Here is a 22,471-nt window from a genome sequence, read left to right on the forward strand (position 1 = left end):
GTCAGACGTGCTCCGGGGCCAGTGCCAGCAGCGCGGCCCGGCTGCGTTCAAGAAATTGCTCTTTGCCTTCATCTTCTTCGATGCACAGCGGCGCGCCGAAACTGGTGGTGCACAACAGCGGCAACGGCAGTACCCGACCCTTGGGCATGACGCGGTTGAGGTTGGCGATCCACACCGGAATCACCTCGACCTCGGGGTGGCTTTTCATCAAGTGATAGATCCCGCTCTTGAACGGCAGCAGGCCGTCCTCCGGGTTGCGCGTGCCCTCGGGGAAGATGATCAGCGAGTCGCCGTTTTCCAGGGCATCGAGCATCGGCTGCAAAGGGTTGTACGAAGGTTCCTTGCGCTCGCGGTCCACCAGTACGCCGTTGAACACCCGGTTGATGATGTAGCGTCGCAGCGGGCTGGTCTGCCAATAATCGGCGCCCGCCACCGGCCGGGTAAGCTTGCGCAGCGCCGGCGGCAACGAGGCCCACAGCAGCACGAAGTCGCCGTGGCTGCTGTGATTGGCGAAGTAGATCCGCTGCACCGGTTGCGGCGCGCAACCGAGCCACAGGCTGCGAGCGCCCGTGACCATGCGGGCGGCGGAGGTGATGAGGCTGGCGACCACGGGTTCGAACATGAGGATTCCTTGTCCTGAGAAACATAAGCGTAACTGTGGCGAGGGAGCTTGCTCCCGCTGGGCTGCGCAGCAGCCCCCAAGAGGCTGAACACAATCAATCTGATACACCGCAGTGCTTGGTTTTGGGGCTGCTTCGCAGCCCAGCGGGAGCAAGCTCCCTCGCCACAAAAGCTATCTAGATACCTGAAGCTAACCAAGGACTGGCCAGGATCAAGCCCAGCGTCAAGACAACTTGTGTGGCCAGCAACAACGACTGGCGGCGCAGCAGCAACAACGCGCCATGTCGGCGCTCGGTCCAGAGGCGACCGCTGCGTTCGACCGGTTGCAGGCCGAGGGCGGTGAGGGCTTGATCCAATGTATAGGTTCGTTCGGCCAGCGATTGGGTGCTGTCCGCCATGCGCTGGAACAGGTCGGCATCAAACGCCACGCGCTGCGCCCAGTACTTTTGCAGCACGCCAAGCAGGAATATCACGACGCTAAAGAGCAGTAGCCACGGATTGACGCTACCGACCAAAAATTGAGCCAGCCCCAGCAGCGCCGCCAACAGGGTCAGCCCCGTGGAAAGCTGATCCAGCGAGTGACCTCGGCGCAACAGGCTCGCCACCGTGTGGAGTTCCATATCACTGATCATGGTCATTCCTCGTGCTTGTGGATAACCGTTCCAGCGCCCGACGGTGCGCCGGATGCAAAACAACCTGCGGGCGGGCCCGCTGGATTTGGACGATGGCCGCATCGACGCTGGCGGCCCGGCCAGTGTGCAACAACCACGCGGCCACGGCGCTGGCGCTGCGCGAATAACCCAGGGCGCAGCAGACCAGCAGCGGCCCATGCTGACGCAGGCTCTCGATCATCCGTGCAGCTTCCAGGCACTGCTCGGCACTGGGCGCGGTCAGGTCAAGCACCGGCAATGCGCGATAGGCGATGCCGGTGCTGTCCATGGACATTTCGGCGCAAAGGTCGAGCACGCCGGTAAACGCACTGTCCTTCAATTCCATCGGCGTGGGAATGCGCCCCAGCCAGACGTTATCGGCCACCTGATCGGCCTGCGGATGCTTGCGCGTCCACCATCGGGAGTTGATCCACGCCGCCGCCAGATAAGGCGCCAACAGCCAGCGCACCGCCGGGCTCAATCGACCATCCGCGCGCTTCTGAAAGCCATCGGCACCGAACACCAGGTAATTCAGCGCCACCCCCAGCACCGCCACCGCCGGCCAGATCAACCAGAGCCACGCGCCACCCAAGGCAAACGCCGGAACAAAAAACGCCGCAGCCCCTAAACCATAGCGCAAAGCCAATCGCAGACGAGCCGGGTCCGCGGTCACGCGCGCACTTTCCAACGGGCTGGGCCGATCCAGCGGCCACAACCAGACACACAACCACCCGGCCAACGCACCTGTGGGTAGGTCAATAAAGTGATGTTGGTACGTGGTCAGCACCGACACGCCAATCAGCGCGAACCAACCGTGCATCAGCCAACGCCAGAGCCCTTGCAGGTGCCGCTGATAACACACCCACAGCACCACCAACAACGCGATGTGCAGCGACGGCGCCTGATTGAACGGCTTGTCGAACCCGGCCAGCACGTCGAACAGCCAACCGAACACCCCATCCATTTCCGGCCGGGCGAAGGTGAAGCGCAACGGCCAGATCAGAAAACAACTGACCGCAATCGCCTGGGCCGTGAGCAGACGCAAGGCGTGGCGTTTGAGTTCTTCGCGGCTGTTGGGCAACAGCAACGACAGGCCGTACAGCAGATCAATCGACCAATAGGGCACGATGGTCCAGGCCATGAACGGCATGTAGCTTTCCCAACCAAACACCAAACTGCCCACGTCGTCCCGCTGAGACGTCACCCAAGTGGCGAAGCCATAGGTGCTGAAAAACAACGGCGCCAACAACAGCAACCACAGCACCGCCGGTTTCAGCAGGCCGGGCTCGCGGGCTGGGGCGATGACGGCGCTCATCACTGCACTCGCTGAGCCAACGAAACGCTGAAGATGCCCCACTCATCGACCCGCAAAGTGATCTTGCGGAAACCCGCCGCCTCCACCAGTTGATCCATCTCCGCCTGCGTGCGGCGGCGCATTACCCAGGCCTGCCCGGCGCGGTGGCTGGTGAGGGCGCGGGCGATCAGTTCCAGTTGCGGGTGCCAAGGCTGCCCGGTGTAGACCAGGAACCCGCCAGGCTCCACCGCTTCGGCCAGGCCGGCGAGGGAGTCACCGACCATCTGATTATCGGCAAACAACTCATACAAGCCGGACACCACCGCGAGCGTCGGTTTGGGCTCCAGCGCCGCCAGATCCGAGCGATCAAAGGCATCACCTTTGACGAACCGAGCGATATCGCCCAAGCCCTTCTCAAGAATCAGCGCACTGCCGTCCCGCACGTTGATGTCGCTGTAGTCGCGCAGCAGGATCGACTCCGGCAACGGACTGACGCCTTGCAGCGCTTCGAGAATGTAACGGCCATGACCCGCGGCGATGTCGACAATGCGCACTTCGCGGTCCTGCTCGCGCAACCTGCCCATGGCCAAACGCAGCAGTTCCTCGACGTGTAACTTGCGCTGACGAATCCCGCGCCAGCCGATGGAGTTCAGGTAATTCTGGTCAATCATCCGCCCCACGGCCGAGGTGCCGGTGGGGCGATTGCGGTAAACGTAATCCAGCGTGCTACCGGAATCGAAGCCGGTGTCGAAACCCAACTTCACCCCAGCCGACAACTTGCTGCCAAAGCGCATGCTGGCGCGGGTCATGCGCCAGTACAGGTCGCGCAACGAATTGTGCGGCAGCGGCGTCGCCAAGGCTTCGGACTCGGCGCAGGTCGCGCCCAGGCGATCAGCGTCCAGCAGGGAAGGGCGGTCCAGCGGGCGGGCAAAGTTTTGCAGAATGAACCGACGGGCACTGGCAATGGCCGGCGCACGGTTCTTCTCGCCGAGGGTGTCGTGGAAGAACCCCGGCAGAATGTGTTTCTCCTTGTTCACACTGCCCAGCCGCTCGAAGAACTGCTCCTGAGGTTTGCGCTGCACCACAAAGTCGGAACCTGAGATCAACAACTGCGTTGGCACCTGAATGGCCTGGGCATCGGCCACCACGCGGTCGGCGGCTTCGTACAGACCCAGCAGCACGTTCACTGAAATCGCTTTGGTGATCAGCGGATCGCTGTCGTAGGACGCCACCCGCTCCGGGTCATGGCTGAGGAATTTCGCCTTGACGTAACTGTTGACGAAAAAGTTGCCGCGAAACCGACGCATCAGCGCCAGGCCCGGACGAGCGAAAGGCACGTAAAGCTTGACCTTGAACGCCGGCGACGCCAGCACTAGCGAGCGAATGCGCGGCGCGTAATCGTGAACCCAGGTCGACGCAATCACCGCCCCGACACTCTGCGCCACCACGGCGATGTTCTGCTCGTCGATCTGATGCGTTGCGCCGATGTGATCGCAAAACGTCTGCACATCCCGCGCACTGGTGGCAAAACTCGGACTGTCGCCGCGCGCGCCCGGCGACTGGCCATGACCCCGTGCATCCCAGGCAAAGAAGTCGAACCCGGGCAAATCCAGCTCATCCACCAGATGCGCAATGCGCCCGGAGTGTTCATGACCCCGATGAAACAACAACACCGCCTGACGAGGCTCACCCGGCGCCGCATCGACGGCCGGCCAATGCCGGTAAAACAAATCCACGCCGTCAAAGGTGGTAAACGTCAGTTCCTGGGCTTCGCGCATTGCAACTTCCTTATGCTGAGGGAGCGTTTTCCGTCACTTGATTCAGGCCATGACGCACCCGATTGACCAAGGTATAAACCAGCAGGGCGGCTACCACCGCCATCACACCATCAACCCAGAGTGTCCCGAGCCAACCCAGGGCAATCCCGGTCGCCAGCACGCCCAACACAAAGGCGCGATCACTCTTGCCCATCGGCCCGTCATAGCGCCGCGAAGCCCCGACCATCGCCCCCAGCACACCGGCGTATTCGCTGAACAACGCCAACAGCGTGACCAACAACACCAGCAACAGACTGGCGTCGGCAAACAGGGCAAAAGGCAGGATCAAGGCAGCGTCGGCGATGATATCGCATAGCTCATTGAGGTAGGCGCCCAGATGGGATTGCTGCCCGAACTCCCGCGCCAACATGCCATCCACCGCGTTCAACGCCATGCGCAGAAGCATCCAGATCGGCACCAGGATAAACACCCCCGGATGATTGGCGAACCACGCCACCACGGCCCCCACCAACACAGAGACAACGCCGGCGAGCAGGGTGACCTGATTGGCGGTGATGCCCTTGTCGTAAAGGCGCTGGACCATGGGGCGCAGCAGGTTCTGGAAGGCGGGTTTGAGCTGGTAGATGGAGGGCATGGGAATGAAATCTCGGCCGGTTGCAGGGCTGGGCTTGTTCAGCTGCGAGATTACGATAGTTGGGGTTTGGCTGGAGGGGTAATTCTCGAGAATGCGCGCGGGTAGGCATCTGGCAACGAATTCACCGGTGAATAAAGAACCCCTGTAGGAGCGGGCTTGCCACAAGCCTCTGTGGGAGCATAGCTTGCTCGCGATAGCGGTTCATCAGCCAAACAGGTCAACACCCTGTTGTCCCAAACATAAGGAACGCTCCAAATGCCGCAAATGGATTGGCTCGAAAACCACATGGACAAATGCGACCAGATGGCCGAGTGGCTTCACCAGGAATTCAGCTATGAATTCGCCCAGCAAGCCCTCGCCAGTTGGCAGCAAGAGTTCGCTGCGGGCCAACGTGATGGACACTGGAAATGCCTGATCGCCACGGAGCAAGACCAGTTGCTAGGCGGCGTCTCACTGGCCAGCGACGACCTGCCCGACCGACCAGAACTCGGCCCATGGCTGGCATGCGTCTTCATCACCCCAACCGCCCGCCGCAGAGGCCTTGCCGCGCAACTGATCGAAGGCATCTGCAACCATGCCAGAGAAGCGGGATTCACCACCTTGTACTTGCACACTCACAACCAGCGCGACTACTACACCGGGCTTGGCTGGGAAGTGCTGGAGCGCTTTGAGGCATGGGGGAAAGAGCAATGGCTGATGTCGCGGCAGCTGTAACCACCGCCGGGACCGCACACCGGCGAGTCGATTGTTCCTACGCGGATCCTGGGCATCGGCAACCCCCCGACACAACCCCAACACCCATCAAGAATCTGACCCACCGCCATAGCAGTCCTTTCGCACACCCCCTGTGGGAGCGAGCCTGCTCGCGATAGCGATACACCAGTCAACCTCAGCGCCACTGATTCACCACCTCGCGAGCAGATCACGGCGATCCGCTCCCTCCATGCATTGCCTCCCATTGCGCAGTTACGCGCGCCTTCCACCAATCAGCAATTCAAAGCACCGAGCGTGCAGGCAACGTCGCCGATCTCCCCTGGAACTAACTTCTGCAAACGTTCATGGCTGAAACGTATCAGCTACAAGAAAAAACCAAAATATGCACAAATGCATTTTTTGCTTGACCCGAATGGGTGAGCCTCTATAAGGTAGTTTCACTGTATGCGCATACAGTATTTCTAAAGCGTCATTTATTTGAATCCATTCATGGACGAGGCACTACCTTATGAAAACCAACACTGAAAAATTCGGTGTAACACCCCATCAACCCAGCCTTTGGACCCGCGCTGATGCGTTGAAAGTCCGGGCGGATGATCCCACCACCACTCAGCCGCTGGTCAGCGCGGATTTCCCGGTACTGAACAACGACGTGTTTATCTGGGACACCATGCCCCTGCGCGACTTGGACGGTAACGTGACGTCCGTCGATGGCTGGTCGGTGATCTTCACGCTGACGGCCGATCGTCATCCAAACGACCCGCAGTACCTCGACGAGGACGGTAACTACGACATCCTCCGTGATTGGAACGATCGTCACGGTCGGGCAAAGATGTACTACTGGTTTTCGCGTACCGGCAAGAACTGGGAATTCGGTGGCCGTGTGATGGCCGAAGGCGTTTCGCCGACCGCTCGCGAATGGGCCGGTACGCCGATCCTGCTGAACGACCGCGGTGAAGTGGATCTGTATTACACCGCCGTCACTCCAGGCGCGACCATCGTCAAGGTGCGTGGTCGGGTGGTGACCACTGAACACGGTGTCAGCATGGTCGGCTTCGAGAAGGTCAAGCCGCTGTTCGAGGCCGACGGCAATATGTATCAGACCGAAGCACAAAACGCTTTCTGGGGTTTCCGCGACCCATGGCCATTCCGCGACCCGAAAGACGGCAAGCTGTACATGCTGTTCGAGGGCAACGTGGCCGGTGAGCGCGGCTCGCACAAAGTGGGAGAGGCAGAAATCGGCGATGTGCCGCCGGGTTATGAAGATGTCGGCAACTCGCGCTACCAGACCGCCTGCGTTGGCATCGCCGTAGCCCGCGACGCCGACGGTGACGACTGGGAAATGTTGCCGCCACTGCTGACCGCCGTCGGGGTAAACGACCAGACCGAGCGCCCGCACTTCGTGTTCCAGGATGGCAAGTACTACCTGTTCACGATCAGCCATACCTTCACCTACGCCGACGGCGTGACCGGGCCGGACGGCGTGTACGGTTTCGTCGCGGACTCGCTCTTCGGCCCTTACGTGCCGCTGAACGGTTCCGGCTTGGTGCTGGGCAACCCGTCCTCCCAGCCATTCCAGACCTACTCGCACTATGTGATGCCAAACGGCCTGGTGACCTCCTTCATCGACAGCGTACCGACCGACGAAACCGGCACGCAGATTCGTGTCGGTGGCACTGAGGCACCCACGGTGGGCATGAAAATAAAAGGGCAGCAGACCTTCGTGGTGGCCGAGTACGACTACGGTTACATCCCGCCGATGCTCGACGTCACGCTCAAGTAATAGCGACGCAGGGGGGGCAGGCAGCGGGTTTGAGGTCGATGTCACAACCGTGGTGGATATGATCGAGATATCCCGCCTGATGCATTGCGATGTTGCTCGCAAGCCCCATTGAATAACGAGTCGTAACCCTCTTCGCGACTGGCTGCAAGGATGCAGCCGGTTGCGAATGCATTCCCCTGCGACGTATGTACACAAGCTCCTCTGTGGGAGCGAGCTTGCTCGCGATAGCGGTGCATCAGCAACATTCCGGCCAGCTGTTTATCGTGACTCCACGAGACTAGCCACGACCGACATCGCCTTGCGCCATTGCCTACAACTACGCCAGAATCCGCCGGCTTGTGCGTCCTTGGCCGCGTCGGTAGTTTTGATCCTGTCACTGCCCATCAGTGACCGGGTTTAGCAGCCCGTCGAGTTGAGTCGCATCAAGCTTCATCAGTCAGGTATCCCCATCCCTGCACTTGATGGTGGCTGTGCGTGGGGCGCCCCCGGGCGCGCCGATTTCTTAACTCGTCGGTCTGCTAACCCGCGTACAGCTGCCACCCACTCGTTTAGCAGCGAGAGGGTCGTGGCCTCACCAAAGAGAGTTAAGGCTATGGTCAAAATTACACCGAACCCTCCGACTGCCAATGAGCATGTGTCTCGCGCTCAGTCGGCTCGTAACAAGAAACTTGATGATGCTGCCAATCGGGCGTTGGATTTCTATCTGAACCCTGCGCCTGAGAAGGAAACGTCTGACAAGACCAACACCATCTTCCGTATTGCGCCGGATGTTGATTCAGAATGTCTGCTTGCCAATCTCAGTGAGAACCTGGCTTCGGCGAATGCCATGATCAGTGATTTGGCGTTTGATCTTGAGGGTTCGCGACGGCGCGTTGCGATGGGGATTTTGCAGGTGATTGAGGTGAGTGAACTGTTGGCGAATCGGGCTTTGGATATTGTTGAGGTGAGGTAACAAGGGGCCGCGCTTACCCCGGGTGTGAAAAAAAGGTCTTGCATGGCAAGGCCTTTTTTTGTGCCCGAGAGCCGGAACGATGAGCTCTCAGAATTGTGCAGGGCCGCACTCTGTTGGCCTTCGCCATGTCAAATTCGGTTGGGTACCGTTACCCGATAAAGCGATTTCTCAGATTCCTTTTCGCTTGAATTTCACAAGCTCTTCAGCAGGCTTCGCCTGGAAGGGAGGAGGGCCTCCAGAGACGCGATGACGCGGCTCGTGAAGCGTTTTACGTATGCCATTACCTCGTGTATTACCTTCTTGACCATATGAAAATCCTCCATTTTGAGATTTGATAGGTGGGAGATGATTTCTGAAATTACAAAACCTGCAATGAAGCCCGTAGGACCTATAACTCCTAGAACAACGCCCGCCATCATCAGTCTCAGGAGGCCACCTCTGAGAGACGCACCTGCTGGAGTGCGTTTCGGCGCGCCAATGTTAACCAGCCCAGCAGACTTGGTCTATTACGGTGCCGTGATCCGCTGTTGGTAACTTAGGTCTGATGCCTTGACTCAGATCGTCAGTCGTTGCTGTACTTGGCAAGCCGACTCTCAAAGTACTGTGCCGTTTCCTGATCAGTACAGTACAGGTAGCATCCTTTCATTCCACGGGTCATCAGTGTCCGATACGTGTTTTTGATGATCAGATCCGTTTCCTTCTGGGCGAAATCGGGCTGCTCTTTCATCAGTTTTTTCCAACCACGAATCGATTTGTCGTGCTTGTCACGTTTGTGCGGCGATGTCAGCACTTTCCCGTCACGGACGATCAAATCCGGTCCAATGATCACTCCTATATAGTCGACTTCCAGTCCTTGGCAGGTGTGGATACAACCAACCTGCTCGATGGAGTTTTCCGCGATGATCCATAGGCTGCCATCCTGATCCAGATTCCATTGGCGTGCGTAGTCATCGCCGATCTCGATATCCGAGGCCTGGGGATCTTTTTTGCTGAGCCAAGGCCAGCAGTAACCCGCGACTACGCGAGCTTTGTTTCCATGGTTTTTCTGCTCAATGGCCGCATGCATTGCCTGCGGGGTGTTGAACACCTTGAACTCGTACTCGCTAGTATCGAGTAGCGGATTGGCGGTCGGTCGAATAGCCAATACGTCATCCAACCACGCTAGATAACCATCAGAACCGCTGCAACGGAACTGAGAGGACAGTGTGTATTCCTCCACGGTTGCGCCTTTGGATTTCGCAAAGGTACGAATCGCCTGCTTGTTACCGATGTCGCTCAAGGTCACGCGTTGATCTTCGTCGATGAAGAAAATCGAGCATTTCGAAGAGTTGATCAGTTCCTTGATTTGGTTTTCGCCCAGGTTTCCATACAGACCGCTTTTTTCATTGAGTCGGTGAGCTTCGTCAACGATGAGTGCGTCGAACGTGTTGGGCTCAGTTTCGATAAACGCACCCGAGCCAGAAAAGAAATTGGAAAAATGGCTGCGTTTGATCGTACCAACGAGCTTGCTTTCATACACCTTGCGTGGCGCTGCGTTCTTAGAGACGTATTTGCTCAGCAGCTTTAACGCGGTGAGTCTTACCAGCAAGTTGATCGCCAGAACGGTTTTTCCGGTCCCCGGACCGCCCTCAATGATCAGCACCTTTGGCGCTGCTATGGACGCTTCACTCGCCGCAACGAGTGCTGATTCGAAGACTCCTTTCTGGTCGTCAATCAACACAAACTCAGGTTTGCCATCCATAAGCCCCGTCAGCGCCTCGGCTAGCGCTTTGGATGGCCGAATTTTTCCGTTGGAGAGTTCGTAAAGAACCTCCTTGTTATCGCCGTAAGTGATGTGTTTTTTCAGGAAGGTTCGTAGCTTGGTCAGTTCCTCTGGGCCTTTGAGGAACAACGGAGCTTTACTGGTATGGGCTTCGTAGTGAGCAGAGTCGATGACGCCGTCACTGACATAGTTATGCAGATAGGCACAGGGGCGAATTTCGATGCTTTTGTCATAGACCGCTTCGTTGAAGCCTTCCAACAGCGCTGCGTACGACCATACCTGGTAGGACGGGTGAATGGTTTCAACGAGACCACCACCCAAGGCGGTTTTGACAATTGCGTCCTTGGTGGTTGCGCTCGCCTTGCTCCATTGCTTCAGTTCGATCAATACAGCTTTTTTTGCTTGGTTCTCATCGCGTCCCGTGAGCAAAAAATCGATGCGTTTCGAGGACTGTGGGATATGCAACTCAATGGCCAGACCAGCATCGCTGGGTAGGTCGTCATCTCGAAGCACCTTGGCCATGTAGGTCAGTGATCCCTGCCAGGACCTAATCTCCGACGCGCCTACCTTCTTGCCGGTGGCCTCTTTGAAGTGTCGTAGGATCACTTCTTCAATGTCGTCGTTATCGTTGTCTTTTAAGAATTGCTGTTTGGTCGCAGCGTAAACGATCACAAGAGATCCTTAGAGCACTGAAGGTCAGAGTTGGTCGTACTTTTTGCTGGTGCTTTTAGCTTTGTCGACGGGGTATTTCTGGTCGTTGAGAGCCAGTTTGCTCGTGACCGCTTCGTTGAGATCGACACCGAGTACGCTACTCAGGCGGACCAAGTACATGAGTACGTCGGCTAGCTCGTCCTTCACGGCTTGGGCGGTTGCGGGATGCTTCGCGGCAGCCACTGAATCGGCTTCGCTCATCCATTGGAAAACTTCGCAAAGCTCACCCACCTCGCCTGTCAGCGCGAGCAGAAGGTTTTTGGGCGAGTGGAATTGTTGCCAGTCGCGGTCATCTGCAAAGCGTTGAAGCGACGCTGCAAGATTTTCCACGTCGATTAATTGCTTGGGTGTGCCATCTGCCTTGCTCACAGGCTTGCCTCTCGTTTGCCACCAGAAACGTGACAACGGCCACGTCAGAAATCTAGGGATGGATTGTAAGAGTTTTCTTTTGGTGTAGTGGGCTTTTCAATGGTTTGCCCTTCGCCAGTTGGTCCCGTTCAGGCTCTATTTTCGGCTGCTTGGTAGCGGTTCTTGACCTCGGCCACACTCAGCCACTTACGGCGTGAATGCACCACACGATGGCAATTGGCACATAGTAAAGCCAGGTCTGCGAGCTTGGTTTTATCGCCGGGTTGGAGCGTATGCAGTGGCTTCGTGTGGTGCACATCGATAATGCCTTCGACGTCCGGGCCATATGTTTTGCTGAAATTAAAGCCACAGGCTTCGCACTGGAGAACACCGAATTTCTTGAGGGCTTCGTCCTTTTTACGTTTGACGAGTTTTTTGTCCCTTTCCCGTACACGGTGTACGCGGGTTAACACTTTTCCTTCTTCTGCTTCGAAGAAACCCGGTTCTTCCTCGGCGCTTAAATCTATTGGCGCAGTAGACGTGGTGCCAACGTTTGCCTTAATGGCTGCCACAACTGCAGCGAGGTGCTCGGGGTTATTAGCGAATTCCAGCCATACCAACTCCTCGTCCTTATTACCTTTTGCAAGACCTGTACGACCGGTGTTGGTGTAGCTCGGATCCCAGCGACGGAAATTGTTGAGCTTCATGTAAACACCATTGGTGTTACGAAAGCTCTGGTTCTTACTCACTCCGGTAGCGTTACCAATGAGATTAAGGCTCTCTGATAAGGCTCGGACTTCTGGATGATTCACACCGGGCAAACCATTGCGATAAAGGAGGTATAGGTTGAGGGCGAGGACTAGTTCGTCGCGGCTCCAAGGGGGATTGGATTGATTACTGGTAGGTGAAGAGGACATGGCGGGGTCTATCCGTAGGGTTCCCGTTTCGCTGTAGGAAACAGCGCAATATGCCGTAAGAATATTCTCTTCTAGTGGCGTTTGGGAATCATGCGGCGTTCGAATGGCTTCCTCCGTGAGGACAGAGGGGGATTGCTCGCACGAGCGTAGCTTGGCTAGCAGACGGAGTTTCGGATGGGGATAGGATTTTCAGACATTAAAAAGCCGGCTTATGGCCGGCTTCTCGTTGACTAACTCAGTTCGTTTTTGACAAACCTCACCAGCCTTCAAAACGTACATCCGGCTCTTGCGGCCGGCTGTGGGACTTGGTCAGAAAGTGATCTGCCTTGTCGGTGCGAGGTGTGGGCTCGCAAATGTGGGGCGCAGGGTACGCGGGTTTGCTTCAGAATCCCAGTGGTAAGTGGTGTGGAATCATTGGGTTAGGGGTGAATCAGGGGAAAAGCAGGGGGCTGCTGCGCAGCCCAGCGGGAGCAAGCTCCCTCGCCACAAAAGCTTCTGCCACAGCTCCGGCTACAGCTGCCACAATTCCCGCCACCGTTTCTGGTCTTGGGTGGGTTAGTCGAACACCGGCGGTCTCTGTTTGTTGAGGGTGGACCACCAGAACACCCAGCCAATCACCCGTATGTTCTGCGCATCAATCTGTTCGGCGCTGAAGACCTCGTCAGGATACGCAGCACAGTTATGGCTACGCAGGCGTAGCCGATTACCGGGAATGCGGTGCAGGTATTTGATGCGCAGCATGCCGTCGTGCTCAAGCGCATAGATATGGCCGTCGACGATTTGGGTCAGGCCGCGGTCGATGGCGAGGGTGGAGCCGTCTTCGATGCGTTCGGCCATGCTGTCGCCGACCATGGTGGTGCAGATGGCGTCGCCGGGGTCGATTTCCAGGGATTCTAGGTGGCTGCGGGGCAGGCGGATGGTTTGATCGGGGATTTCGATGATGTGGGTTTTGGTTTCGCCGGGGGCGATGGGGGCTTCCTTGTAGAGGGGCAGTTCGATGTCTGTGGTTTCTTGCACGCTGTAGACGCCATCGTTTTCGGCGGCTTCATAGGTGATGCCAGGGCCTAGGCCCAGTGGGGTCTGCGGGCCTTCGCCGGTGGCGAGCCATTGCGGGCTGACGGTCAGCAGGCTGGCGATGGAGTAGATGCGCCCTGGCGGGATGCCACGGTTGAACCAGTTGTTTATGTGCTGGGATTTCACGCCGTATAACTTCGCGAAGTCGGCGGATCGGATATTCGCTTCTTTTAGAAGGGCTCTGAAGCGGTCGCCACTGGAAAGTATTTTCATAAACGGAAAGTTTAGGGGCGACTGTGTTTTCGGCAATAAACATGTCGTGCAAATATATAAGACGATCTTTCCGTTTGCAGGATTTGAAAGGGGCGGGCTAAACGGGGTTAAACGGTATTAATACAACTTCGTATTTATCATCATTAAGGCATAAAAAAACCCCGGTGCAAACCGGGGTTTTTCTTTACTTCAGTCTCAGCCTTTGTAGGCGGCAACCGACTTGGTGATCGCTTCGCGGGCGGCGTCAGCACCGGCCCAGCCTTCGATCTTGACCCACTTGCCTTTCTCGAGATCCTTGTAGTTCTCGAAGAAGTGTTCGATCTGCTGGATCAGCAGGGCTGGCAGGTCGGTGTATTCCTTCACGTCGACGTACAGCTGCGACAGTTTGTCGTGCGGTACGGCGATGACTTTGGCGTCGCCGCCGCCGTCGTCGGTCATGTTCAGGATGCCGACCGGACGGGCGCGGATGACCGAGCCTGGGGCGACTGGGTAAGGGGTCACGACCAGCACGTCGAGGGGGTCACCGTCGTCGGCCAGGGTGTTGGGGATGAAACCGTAGTTGGCCGGGTAGAACATTGGGGTGGCCATGAAACGGTCAACGAACAGGCAATCGCTGTCTTTGTCGATTTCGTATTTGATCGGGGCGTGGTTGGCCGGGATTTCGATCGCGACGTAGATGTCGTTCGGCAGGTCTTTGCCAGCCGGAATCTTGCTGTAGCTCATTGGGCGGTGCCCCCGTTAATTGACCAAATGACTGGTCGGATTGACCAAAAAGTGGCGGCGATTATAGGCATATTCGGCCGTCGATGCCACGTTACAAGGGTCTTAGAGACCTTAGTATGACGCCTGATAGACCGGATCTTCGGCTTGAAGTTGCCGCAGCCGGGCCAACGGGTCCTGGCGGTAGAACGCCTTGAGCTGTTCATAGACCCGCGGGTACGCCTGGTGCAGCAGGTCTGGGGCGCTGAAGAAGTATTCGCTGGTGACGGCGAAGAACTCCGCCGGATTCTCCGCGGCGTAGGGATCGATGAGGGTTTCTGCGTCCGGATCCTGGTCCAGTTGGCGGTTGAGGTCGTCGAAAGCCTGTTGCATGGCCTCGGCCCAGTCTTTGACCCGCATGTCGGCATGCAGCGGTGGCAGGCCGTTGGCGTCGCCGTTGAGCATGTCGAGTTTGTGCGCCAGCTCGTGGATCACCAGGTTGTAGCCGTCCCAGCCGCCGCTGGCGAGCACGCCGTCCCAGGCCAGGATGATCGGGCCTTGGGGCCAAGCTTCGCCGCTGTGTTCGCCGTCCCATTCGTGCTCGATGCCGCTGGCGTCGCGGTAGCGCTGGGGGCTGAGGAAGTCGTCGGGGTAGAGCACGATTTCGTGGAAGCCCTGATACCAGTTCAAGTCACCGAGGTGCATCAGCGGCAATTGGGCCTGGGCGGCGAGCAGCAGGCGTTGCTCCTGGTGCAGTTCGACGCCGGGCAGGGCGCTCAGGTGTTTGTCATGCAGAAACAGCACGCAGGCTTCGCGCAGCCATTGGTCCTCGGTGGCGCTGATGCCGTCGAGAAAGCTCAACTGGTGACGCACCCGCTGCCAGGTTTCCTCGCTGACGGGATGTTTGGCGAGGGTGCGTTGCCGGCGCCAGCCGCTCAGGGACCACATGGGCGATCAGCGCGGGTGGGCTTTCGAGGCGCTGGCGGCGAGGCGGCTGCGGATCACGCCGATGATCATCGGTACCAGCGACAGCAGGATGATGCCCAGCACCAGCAGGGACAGGTTCTGCTTGATGAATGGCACGTTGCCGAAGAAGAACCCGAGGGTGACCAGGCCGCCGACCCACAGGATGGTGCCCAGGACGCTGAAGGCGAAGAAGCGCGGGTAGGGCATTTTTGCAACGCCGGCGACGAAGGGGGCGAAGGTGCGGATGATCGGCAGGAAGCGCGCCAGGGTCACGGTTTTGCCGCCGTGCTTGTCGTAGAAGTCGTGGGTTTGTTGCAGGTAGTCGCGGCGGAAGATTTTCGAGTTCGGGTTACTGAACAGCCGTTCGCCTGCGGTGCGGCCAATGATGTAGTTGGTGCTGTCGCCAAGGATCGCCGCCAGCATCAGCAGGCCGCCGAGCAGCACCGGGTCCATGCCGCCACCGGCGGCTACCGCGCCGGCGATGAACAGCAGGGAGTCGCCCGGTAGGAAGGGCATCACCACCAGGCCGGTTTCGCAGAAGATCACCAGGAACAGGATGGCGTAGATCCACGGCCCGTAGTTGGTCACCAGCAGGTCGAGATACACATCGAGATGCAGAATGAGGTCGAGGGGGTTGAAATCCATGCAAAGCACCTGTGGTCGCGGCCTGACTGGGTGGGGCCTGTGGGTCGGGCTTCGAGTAAGGCTACAGCGCGTGTAGCTTTTTCTTACAAGCCGGGAAGAGCGGCATTATACGAGGTCGAGGGTGGTGTGCGTGGTGAGTTTGTAGCGGGGGATGTCGGGAGGCTTCTGGCTGGGTGAAGAACTCTGTGGCGAGGGAGCTTGCTCCCGCTGGAGCGCGAAGCGGTCCCAAATGCAGCCAACCCGGTCTGCCTGATGCACCGCGTGCTCAGGTTCTGGGGCTGCTGCGCAGCCCAGCGGGGATAAATCCCCTCGCCACAACGTTTCACCCAACCACAGGGGTTATCGATCGTTCCTACGCTCCGCGTGGGAATGCATCCCGTGACGCTCTGCGTCAAGCGGAACGCGGAGCGTCCCTGGCGGCATTCCCACGCGGGAGCGTGGGAACGATCAGTCCGCGGTAATCGGGTCAGAGCTCTTCGCTGATCGGCAACACGTAGTTCTTGAACTCGGTGTCTTCCTTGAAACCGATGGACTCGTAGGTTTTCTGCGCCACCTCGTTGTTGCTGCTGGTGGAGACGCGCATGCGTACGGCGTTGGTTTCCTTGGCCATTTTTTTCGCGGTGCGGATCAGGTTGTCGGCCACCAGTTGGCGGCGGGCGTCTTCGGCGACGTAGATGTCGTTGAGGATCCACACGCGCTTGAGCGACAGTGACGAGAAGCTTGGATAGAGCTGGCAGAAGCCCAGCAACCGGTTGTCATCGTCATCGGGCAACGCCAGGTAGATCACCGATTCCTTGCGGCGCAGGCGTTTTTCGAGGAAGGCTCGGGACGAATCCGGGTAGGGCAGCGAGCCATAGAATTCCCGGTATTTGACGAACAATGGGGTCAGCAGGTCCAGGTGTTCCAGGGTCGCTTGGATAATCCGCATAGTAGGTCTCGTCTGCAAAGGTCGACAGATACTCGGACAACAACGGCGTTCTGCCGTGCTTCGATGCTGCCTGAAAGCGGATCAAAAACGCAAACTTGTAAACGGATCAGCTTCGGGGCGGCATCAGTAGGAAGTTACCTTTCATATCGGCGGTATTTTCCGAGTCTAGAGTTTGGACCTGGGCTTCGTCCTTCAGGTTGACCCCCGAGAGCTGTCTGCGGCAGGCCTCGCGCATCAGGTAGATCAGGCGGTGGGCGGCCATGCCGTAGCTCAAACCTTCAAGGCGGACGTTGGAGATGCAGTTGCGATACGCATCGGTCAGGCCGACCTTGGGGTTGTAGGTGAAATACAAACCCAGGCTGTCGGGGGAACTGAGGCCGGGGCGTTCGCCGATCAGGATCACCGACATTTTTGCGCCGAGCCGCTGCGCCACCTCATCAGCCACCGCGACGCGGCCCTGTTCCACCAGAATCACTGGCGAGGTTGACCAACCATCAGCGGCGGTCTGTTCTTCCAGCCGCGCCAGGAACGGCAAGGTATGCCGATGCACCGCCAGCGCCGACAGGCCGTCGGCCACCACGATGGCCAGGTCTACGCCGCCGGGGTGGGCCGCTGCGTAGTCCTCCAGGATTTGTACGGAGGACTCGTCGAGCCGTCGGCCCAGGTCCGGGCGCTGCAGGTAGCTGTTGCGGTCGCTGGCGGCGCTGTGCAGCAGCAGGCTTTCGCGGCCGCGCTCAGTCAGTTGCGTGCGAATGCCTTCATGGTCGAAGGCCAGGTGCACGGCGTCCCGAGCCTGGGCATGGGCGTACTGGAAGTCCAGTTGCGCCGAGGTTGGCAGGCTGGTGCCGGTGCGGCCCAGGGCGATGCGCGCCGGGGTGAGGTTGCGCAGATTCAGCCAAGGGTTTTGTGGATCTACAGGTTTTTTATCCATGGGCAGTTCTCTCATCCCAAATGCGGCTTATCCCAAATGAGCTAATGCGTGACGAAACGCCGGTGGCAGGTTGTCGCCGAACCGCACCCGGCCATCGGCCTGGGTGAAAATGCCCATGTTCGCCAGCCACGTTTCGAATTCCGGCGCCGGCTTCAGGCCCAGGGTCTGGCGGGCGTAGAGGGCGTCGTGGAACGAAGTGGTCTGGTAGTTGAGCATGATGTCGTCGGAGCCGGGGATGCCCATGATGAAGTTGATCCCGGCCACGCCCAGCAGGGTCAGCAGGGTGTCCATGTCGTCCTGGTCGGCTTCGGCGTGGTTGGTGTAGCAGATGTCGCAACCCATCGGCACGCCCAAAAGCTTGCCGCAGAAGTGATCTTCGAGGCCGGCGCGGATGATCTGTTTGCCGTTGTACAGGTATTCCGGGCCGATGAATCCTACAACCGTGTTCACCAAAAACGGTTTGAAATGCCGTGCGACGGCGTAGGCCCGGGTTTCGCAGGTCTGTTGATCGACACCGTGGTGGGCGTTGGCTGACAGGGCGCTGCCCTGGCCAGTTTCGAAATACATCAGGTTGTTGCCCAAAGTACCGCGATTCAGGCTCAGCCCGGCGTCGTAGCCTTCCTGCAAGACGTTCAGGTTGATGCCGAAACTGGCGTTGGCCGCTTCGGTGCCGGCAATGGACTGGAACACCAGGTCCAGGGGCACGCCACGGTTCGCCGCTTCAATGGAAGTGGTGACGTGGGTCAGCACGCAGCCTTGGGTCGGGATGTCGTAGCGCTGGATGATGGCGTCGAGCATTTCCAGCATGGCGCAGATCGACGCTGTGCTGTCGGTGGCCGGGTTGATGCCGATCATGGCGTCGCCATTGCCGAAGAGCAGGCCGTCGAGGATGCTTGCGGCGATCCCGGCGGGCTCATCGGTGGGGTGGTTGGGTTGCAGGCGGGTCGACAGTCGCCCGCGCAGGCCGAGGGTGCCGCGAAATTTCGTCACCACGCGGATTTTCTGCGCCACCAGCACCAGGTCCTGCACGCGCATGATCTTCGACACGGCGGCGACCATTTCCGGGGTCAGGCCCGGGGCCAGCGCCCGCAGGCTGTGTTCGTCGGCCGCATCGCTGAGCAGCCAGTCGCGAAAACCGCCGACGGTGAGGTGGCTGACGGCGGCGAAGGCCTGTTTATCGTGGGTGTCGACGATCAGCCGGGTGACTTCATCGTCCTCGTAAGGAATCAGCATTTCTTGCAGGAAATGGCTGAGGGGCAGGTCGGCCAAGGCCATTTGCGCTGCTACGCGTTCGCCATCGTTGAGCGCCGCGACCTCGGCCAGGAAATCCCCGGAACGCGCCGGGCTGGCCTTGGCCATCAGGTCTTTGAGGCTGTCGAAGCGGTAGGTCTGGGCGCCGACCGTGTGTGCAAAACTGGCCATACAGGTTCTCCGTGACGGCGCCGCTGGGCGGCGCCGTGGTTTTCGGCGTTTTACAACTTAGTGCAAGGCTTCTTCAGCTTTCTGAATGGCCGCGAATTCTTCTTCGGGCGTGCCTGCTACCAAGTGATGCCGACTGTAGAACGCGAAGTAAGCAATTAACACTCCATAGATGATCGCCGCGCCGATGACCACCCGCGGATCCACCAGAAAGCCCGCTACTACGGCGATGCACGCCAGTACCAGGGCCACGCCCGAGGTGAAGATGCCGCCCGGTGTGCGGTATGGCCGGTCCATTTTGGGGCGGCGGATGCGCAGGGTGATGTGCGCGGCCATCATCAGCACGTAGGAGATGGTGGCGCCGAACACCGCCACCAGAATCAGCAGATCGCCCTGGCCGGTCAGGGACAGACCGAAACCGATAATGCCGGGGATGACCAGCGCCAATACTGGTGCTTTGCTTTTATTGGTTTCGGAGAGCTTGCGTGGCAGGTAACCGGCGCGAGACAACGCGAAGATCTGCCGCGAGTAGGCGTAGATGATCGAGAAGAAGCTGGCGATCAGGCCCGCCAGGCCCACCAGGTTGACGAAGTTGCCCATCCAGGTCGAGCCGCCGTAGGCCTTGGCCAGGGCTTCCACCAGCGGGTTGCCCGAAGCCATCAGCGCATTGGAACCCGCACCGCCTGGGCCGATCACCAGAATCAGCAGGGCAAACGCCACCAGCACCAGCATGGCGCCGATCAGGCCGCGCGGCAGGTCGCGCTTGGGGTTCTTGGTTTCTTCAGCCGCCAGCGGTACGCCTTCCACGGCCAGGAAAAACCAGATGGCATACGGAATGGCTGCCCACACGCCGACATAGCCGAACGGCAGGAATGGGCTGGCGCCCGTGGCTGCGGTGACCGGGATGTCCAGCAGGTTGGCGACGTCGAAGTGCGGCACCATCGCCACCAGAAACACCCCCAATGCCAGGGCGGCGACGGCAGTGATGATGAACATCAGCTTGAGCGCTTCACCCACGCCGAATATGTGGATGGCGATGAAGATGATGTAGAACGCCAGATAGATCATCCAGCCGCCAATGCCGAATAGCGATTGGCAATACGCGCCGATGAACACGGCAATCGCCGCCGGGGCGATGGCGTACTCAATGAGGATCGCCGTGCCCGTGAGAAACCCGCCCCAGGGCCCGAATGCGCTACGGGCAAAGCCATAGCCACCGCCGGCGGTGGGAATCATCGAGGACAGCTCGGCCAGGGAAAAGCACATGCACAGGTACATCGCGGCCATCAGCAGCGTGGCAAGAAACATCCCGCCCCAACCGCCCTGGGCCAGGCCGAAGTTCCAGCCGGCGTAGTCCCCGGAAATGACATACGCCACCCCCAGGCCCACCAGCAGGACCCAGCCCGCCGCGCCTTTTTTCAGTTCACGTTGTTGGAAGTATTCGGAGCCGACTTTTTCAAAGTCGACCGAGGACGTTGCCGGTTGCGGGTTTGCTTGATCGCTTGGCATAAGGGTTTACCTGTTTTTATTGTTTTTTGGCCCTGTTGGAGCGGGGCTGCTCTTGGAACCGGTGTGTTGCATACAGCAGGGATGCAAGCTTGATTGTTCCCACGCTCTGCGTGGGAACACAGCCAGGGACGCTCCGCGTCCCAAAGAGCCGAACGCGGAGCGTCCGTAGAGGCGTTCCCACGCAGAGCGTGGGAACGATCGGCCGGGCACAAATTTCCCGCAGGTTAGAAGAACCCCAACGGATTGATGTCATAGCTCACCAGCAGGTTCTTGGTCTGCTGGTAATGGTCGAGCATCATCTTGTGGGTTTCACGACCCACGCCGGACTTCTTGTAACCACCAAACGCCGCATGAGCCGGGTAGAGGTGGTAGCAGTTGGTCCAGACGCGACCGGCCTTGATCGCCCGGCCCATGCGATAGGCGCGGTTGATGTCGCGGGTCCAGAGACCGGCGCCGAGGCCGAACTCGGTGTCGTTGGCGATGGCCAGGGCTTCGGCTTCATCCTTGAAGGTGGTGATGCTCACCACCGGGCCGAAGATTTCTTCCTGGAACACGCGCATCTTGTTGGTGCCCTTGAGCAGGGTTGGCTGGATGTAATAACCCGTGGCCAGGTTGCCCTCGAGTTTTTCCACCTTGCCGCCGGTCAGCAGTTCGGCACCTTCGCCCTTGGCGATTTCCAGGTACGAAAGAATCTTGTCGAATTGCTGCTCGGACGCCTGGGCGCCGACCATGGTGTCGGTGTCCAGCGGGTCGCCGCGCTTGATCTGCAGGACTTTGTTCATCACAACCTTCATGAACTCGTCGTAGATCGACTCCTGCACCAGGGCGCGGGAAGGGCAAGTGCAGACTTCACCCTGGTTGAAGAACGCCAGCACCAGGCCTTCGGCAGCCTTTTCGATGAAGCTCGGCTCGGCCTGCATGATGTCTTCGAAGAAGATGTTCGGCGACTTGCCGCCCAATTCCACGGTAGACGGGATGATGTTCTCGGCCGCGCATTTCATGATGTGCGAGCCGACCGGGGTCGAGCCGGTGAAGGCGATCTTGGCGATGCGCTTGCTGGTGGCCAGAGCTTCACCGGCTTCCTTGCCGAAGCCTTGCACCACGTTCAGTACGCCGGGCGGCAGCAGGTCGCCGATCAGCTCCATCAGCACGCAAATGCCCAATGGGGTTTGCTCGGCGGGCTTGAGCACCACGCAGTTACCGGCGGCCAGGGCCGGGGCGAGTTTCCAGGCGGCCATCAGCAGCGGGAAGTTCCACGGGATGATCTGCCCGACCACGCCCAGCGGTTCATGGATGTGATAGGCCACGGTGTTGCCGTCGATCTCGGCGGCGCTGCCTTCCTGGGCGCGCAGGCAACCGGCGAAGTAACGGAAATGGTCGGCGGCCAGGGGGATGTCGGCGTTGAGGGTTTCGCGCACGGCCTTGCCGTTGTCCCAGGATTCGGTGATCGCCAGAACCTCAAGGTTTGCTTCGATGCGGTCGGCGATTTTCAGCAGGACCAGCGAACGGGCCTGGGCGGACGTGGCGCCCCAGGCATCGGCAGCGGCGTGGGCGGCGTCCAGGGCTTTTTCGATGTCTTCGGCCGTGGAACGCGGGAATTCGGCAATGGGCTGGCCATTGACCGGGGAAGTATTGGTGAAGTACTGACCTTTGACAGGCGCGACGAACTCGCCGCCGATGTAGTTACCGTATTTGCTCTTGAACGAAACGATAGCGCCTTCAGTACCGGGGTGAGCGTAACGCATGATGAGTTCTCCTTGGCTTTTGTGCTTATACGGGAGGCCGCGCAAAATTGAGCGCTGGTAATTAAGCCTAGAGCAAAGGTCGGGCCACTGCCTTGCAAGGCCCGTAAATCAAGACTTTAGGAGGAGTTCGTCGGACAAACGGATGCCCTGCGTGACGATAGCGATACAGCGGGTGTGA

20 protein-coding genes and 1 other RNA gene are annotated in these 22,471 nt (G+C 59.0%); 3 read left to right on the top strand and 18 right to left on the bottom strand.

All coding sequences use genetic code 11. The features are described 5' to 3' along the window. Position 1: 1 nt before the first annotated feature. The 5 genes from PSEUDOMOFG3G_RS01550 to PSEUDOMOFG3G_RS01570 form a co-directional block, all read right to left on the bottom strand. Positions 2-622, bottom strand: coding sequence for a 1-acyl-sn-glycerol-3-phosphate acyltransferase (locus tag PSEUDOMOFG3G_RS01550; protein ID WP_139049068.1), 621 nt, complete (start codon positions 620-622; stop codon positions 2-4). A gap of 175 nt (positions 623-797) precedes the next feature. After that, complete coding sequence (locus tag PSEUDOMOFG3G_RS01555) at positions 798-1,253, bottom strand: hypothetical protein (RefSeq protein ID WP_139049069.1); 456 nt, start codon at positions 1,251-1,253, stop codon at positions 798-800. Next, positions 1,243-2,586: a phosphatase PAP2/dual specificity phosphatase family protein gene (locus PSEUDOMOFG3G_RS01560; RefSeq protein WP_139049070.1), complete on the bottom strand. Its 1,344-nt coding sequence runs from the start codon at positions 2,584-2,586 to the stop codon at positions 1,243-1,245. The genes PSEUDOMOFG3G_RS01555 and PSEUDOMOFG3G_RS01560 overlap by 11 nt, the downstream gene beginning before the upstream one ends. Next, positions 2,586-4,343 (bottom strand): bifunctional alpha/beta hydrolase/class I SAM-dependent methyltransferase, encoded by a 1,758-nt coding sequence (locus PSEUDOMOFG3G_RS01565; protein WP_139049071.1) that lies wholly within the window; start codon positions 4,341-4,343, stop codon positions 2,586-2,588. Before PSEUDOMOFG3G_RS01565 ends, PSEUDOMOFG3G_RS01560 begins: the two co-directional genes overlap by 1 nt. Before the next feature lie 10 nt (positions 4,344-4,353). Beyond that, entirely contained in the window at positions 4,354-4,977 is a 624-nt protein-coding gene (locus PSEUDOMOFG3G_RS01570) for a CDP-alcohol phosphatidyltransferase family protein (protein ID WP_107321797.1), read from the bottom strand. Positions 4,978-5,232: 255 nt separating this feature from the next. Here PSEUDOMOFG3G_RS01570 and PSEUDOMOFG3G_RS01575 point away from each other — a divergent pair, with 255 nt between their 5' ends. From PSEUDOMOFG3G_RS01575 to PSEUDOMOFG3G_RS01585, 3 genes are all read left to right on the top strand, one after another. Next, positions 5,233-5,691 carry a GNAT family N-acetyltransferase gene (locus PSEUDOMOFG3G_RS01575; protein WP_139049072.1) on the top strand — a complete coding sequence of 153 codons (459 nt, stop codon included), beginning with the start codon at positions 5,233-5,235 and terminating at the stop codon, positions 5,689-5,691. Between the two features lie 508 nt (positions 5,692-6,199). Continuing rightward, on the top strand, positions 6,200-7,474 hold the full coding sequence (locus tag PSEUDOMOFG3G_RS01580) for a glycoside hydrolase family 68 protein (protein ID WP_139049073.1): 1,275 nt from the start codon (positions 6,200-6,202) through the stop codon (positions 7,472-7,474). Positions 7,475-8,066: 592 nt separating this feature from the next. Beyond that, positions 8,067-8,426 carry a DUF6124 family protein gene (locus tag PSEUDOMOFG3G_RS01585; RefSeq protein WP_139049074.1) on the top strand — a complete coding sequence of 120 codons (360 nt, stop codon included), beginning with the start codon at positions 8,067-8,069 and terminating at the stop codon, positions 8,424-8,426. A gap of 403 nt (positions 8,427-8,829) precedes the next feature. Here the strand turns inward: PSEUDOMOFG3G_RS01585 and PSEUDOMOFG3G_RS01590 are convergent. The 13 genes from PSEUDOMOFG3G_RS01590 to PSEUDOMOFG3G_RS01650 all read right to left on the bottom strand — a co-directional run bounded on the left by PSEUDOMOFG3G_RS01590 (position 8,830) and on the right by PSEUDOMOFG3G_RS01650 (position 22,293). Then, positions 8,830-8,898, bottom strand: an RNA gene (locus PSEUDOMOFG3G_RS01590) — hammerhead ribozyme type II. A 90-nt stretch (positions 8,899-8,988) separates the two neighbouring features. Next, complete coding sequence (locus PSEUDOMOFG3G_RS01595) at positions 8,989-10,860, bottom strand: DUF2075 domain-containing protein (protein ID WP_139049076.1); 1,872 nt, start codon at positions 10,858-10,860, stop codon at positions 8,989-8,991. 24 nt (positions 10,861-10,884) lie between these two features. Further along, positions 10,885-11,268, bottom strand: a complete 384-nt coding sequence (locus PSEUDOMOFG3G_RS01600; RefSeq protein ID WP_095974848.1) for a nucleotide pyrophosphohydrolase — start codon at positions 11,266-11,268, stop codon at positions 10,885-10,887. Between the two features lie 128 nt (positions 11,269-11,396). Then, the gene (locus PSEUDOMOFG3G_RS01605) at positions 11,397-12,164 is read right to left on the bottom strand and encodes an HNH endonuclease (RefSeq protein WP_139049077.1); all 768 of its coding nucleotides are present in this window, start codon (positions 12,162-12,164) and stop codon (positions 11,397-11,399) included. 555 nt (positions 12,165-12,719) lie between these two features. Continuing rightward, the gene (locus PSEUDOMOFG3G_RS01610; protein ID WP_139049078.1) at positions 12,720-13,451 is read right to left on the bottom strand and encodes a helix-turn-helix transcriptional regulator; all 732 of its coding nucleotides are present in this window, start codon (positions 13,449-13,451) and stop codon (positions 12,720-12,722) included. A gap of 195 nt (positions 13,452-13,646) precedes the next feature. Then, positions 13,647-14,174, bottom strand: coding sequence for an inorganic diphosphatase (gene ppa / locus PSEUDOMOFG3G_RS01615; RefSeq protein ID WP_047229468.1), 528 nt, complete (start codon positions 14,172-14,174; stop codon positions 13,647-13,649). A gap of 111 nt (positions 14,175-14,285) precedes the next feature. Continuing rightward, a complete protein-coding gene (locus PSEUDOMOFG3G_RS01620; protein WP_139049079.1) occupies positions 14,286-15,098 on the bottom strand; it encodes a zinc-dependent peptidase in 813 nt (270 codons plus the stop codon). A 6-nt stretch (positions 15,099-15,104) separates the two neighbouring features. Next, complete coding sequence (locus PSEUDOMOFG3G_RS01625; protein ID WP_107321807.1) at positions 15,105-15,761, bottom strand: DedA family protein; 657 nt, start codon at positions 15,759-15,761, stop codon at positions 15,105-15,107. 466 nt (positions 15,762-16,227) lie between these two features. Then, on the bottom strand, positions 16,228-16,689 hold the full coding sequence (locus PSEUDOMOFG3G_RS01630) for an N-acetyltransferase (protein WP_076383489.1): 462 nt from the start codon (positions 16,687-16,689) through the stop codon (positions 16,228-16,230). A 106-nt stretch (positions 16,690-16,795) separates the two neighbouring features. Then, positions 16,796-17,620: an ethanolamine ammonia-lyase subunit EutC gene (gene eutC / locus PSEUDOMOFG3G_RS01635; protein ID WP_139049080.1), complete on the bottom strand. Its 825-nt coding sequence runs from the start codon at positions 17,618-17,620 to the stop codon at positions 16,796-16,798. 27 nt (positions 17,621-17,647) lie between these two features. Continuing rightward, positions 17,648-19,042 (bottom strand): ethanolamine ammonia-lyase subunit EutB, encoded by a 1,395-nt coding sequence (locus tag PSEUDOMOFG3G_RS01640; protein ID WP_047229473.1) that lies wholly within the window; start codon positions 19,040-19,042, stop codon positions 17,648-17,650. Between the two features lie 57 nt (positions 19,043-19,099). Next, positions 19,100-20,548 carry an ethanolamine permease gene (gene eat / locus PSEUDOMOFG3G_RS01645; RefSeq protein ID WP_047229474.1) on the bottom strand — a complete coding sequence of 483 codons (1,449 nt, stop codon included), beginning with the start codon at positions 20,546-20,548 and terminating at the stop codon, positions 19,100-19,102. 224 nt (positions 20,549-20,772) lie between these two features. Further along, complete coding sequence (locus PSEUDOMOFG3G_RS01650) at positions 20,773-22,293, bottom strand: aldehyde dehydrogenase family protein (protein ID WP_092394646.1); 1,521 nt, start codon at positions 22,291-22,293, stop codon at positions 20,773-20,775. Positions 22,294-22,471 lie beyond the last annotated feature (178 nt).

It is taken from the genome of Pseudomonas sp. FG-3G, from assembly GCF_901007645.1.
Lineage (GTDB): Bacteria > Pseudomonadota > Gammaproteobacteria > Pseudomonadales > Pseudomonadaceae > Aquipseudomonas > Aquipseudomonas rhizophila.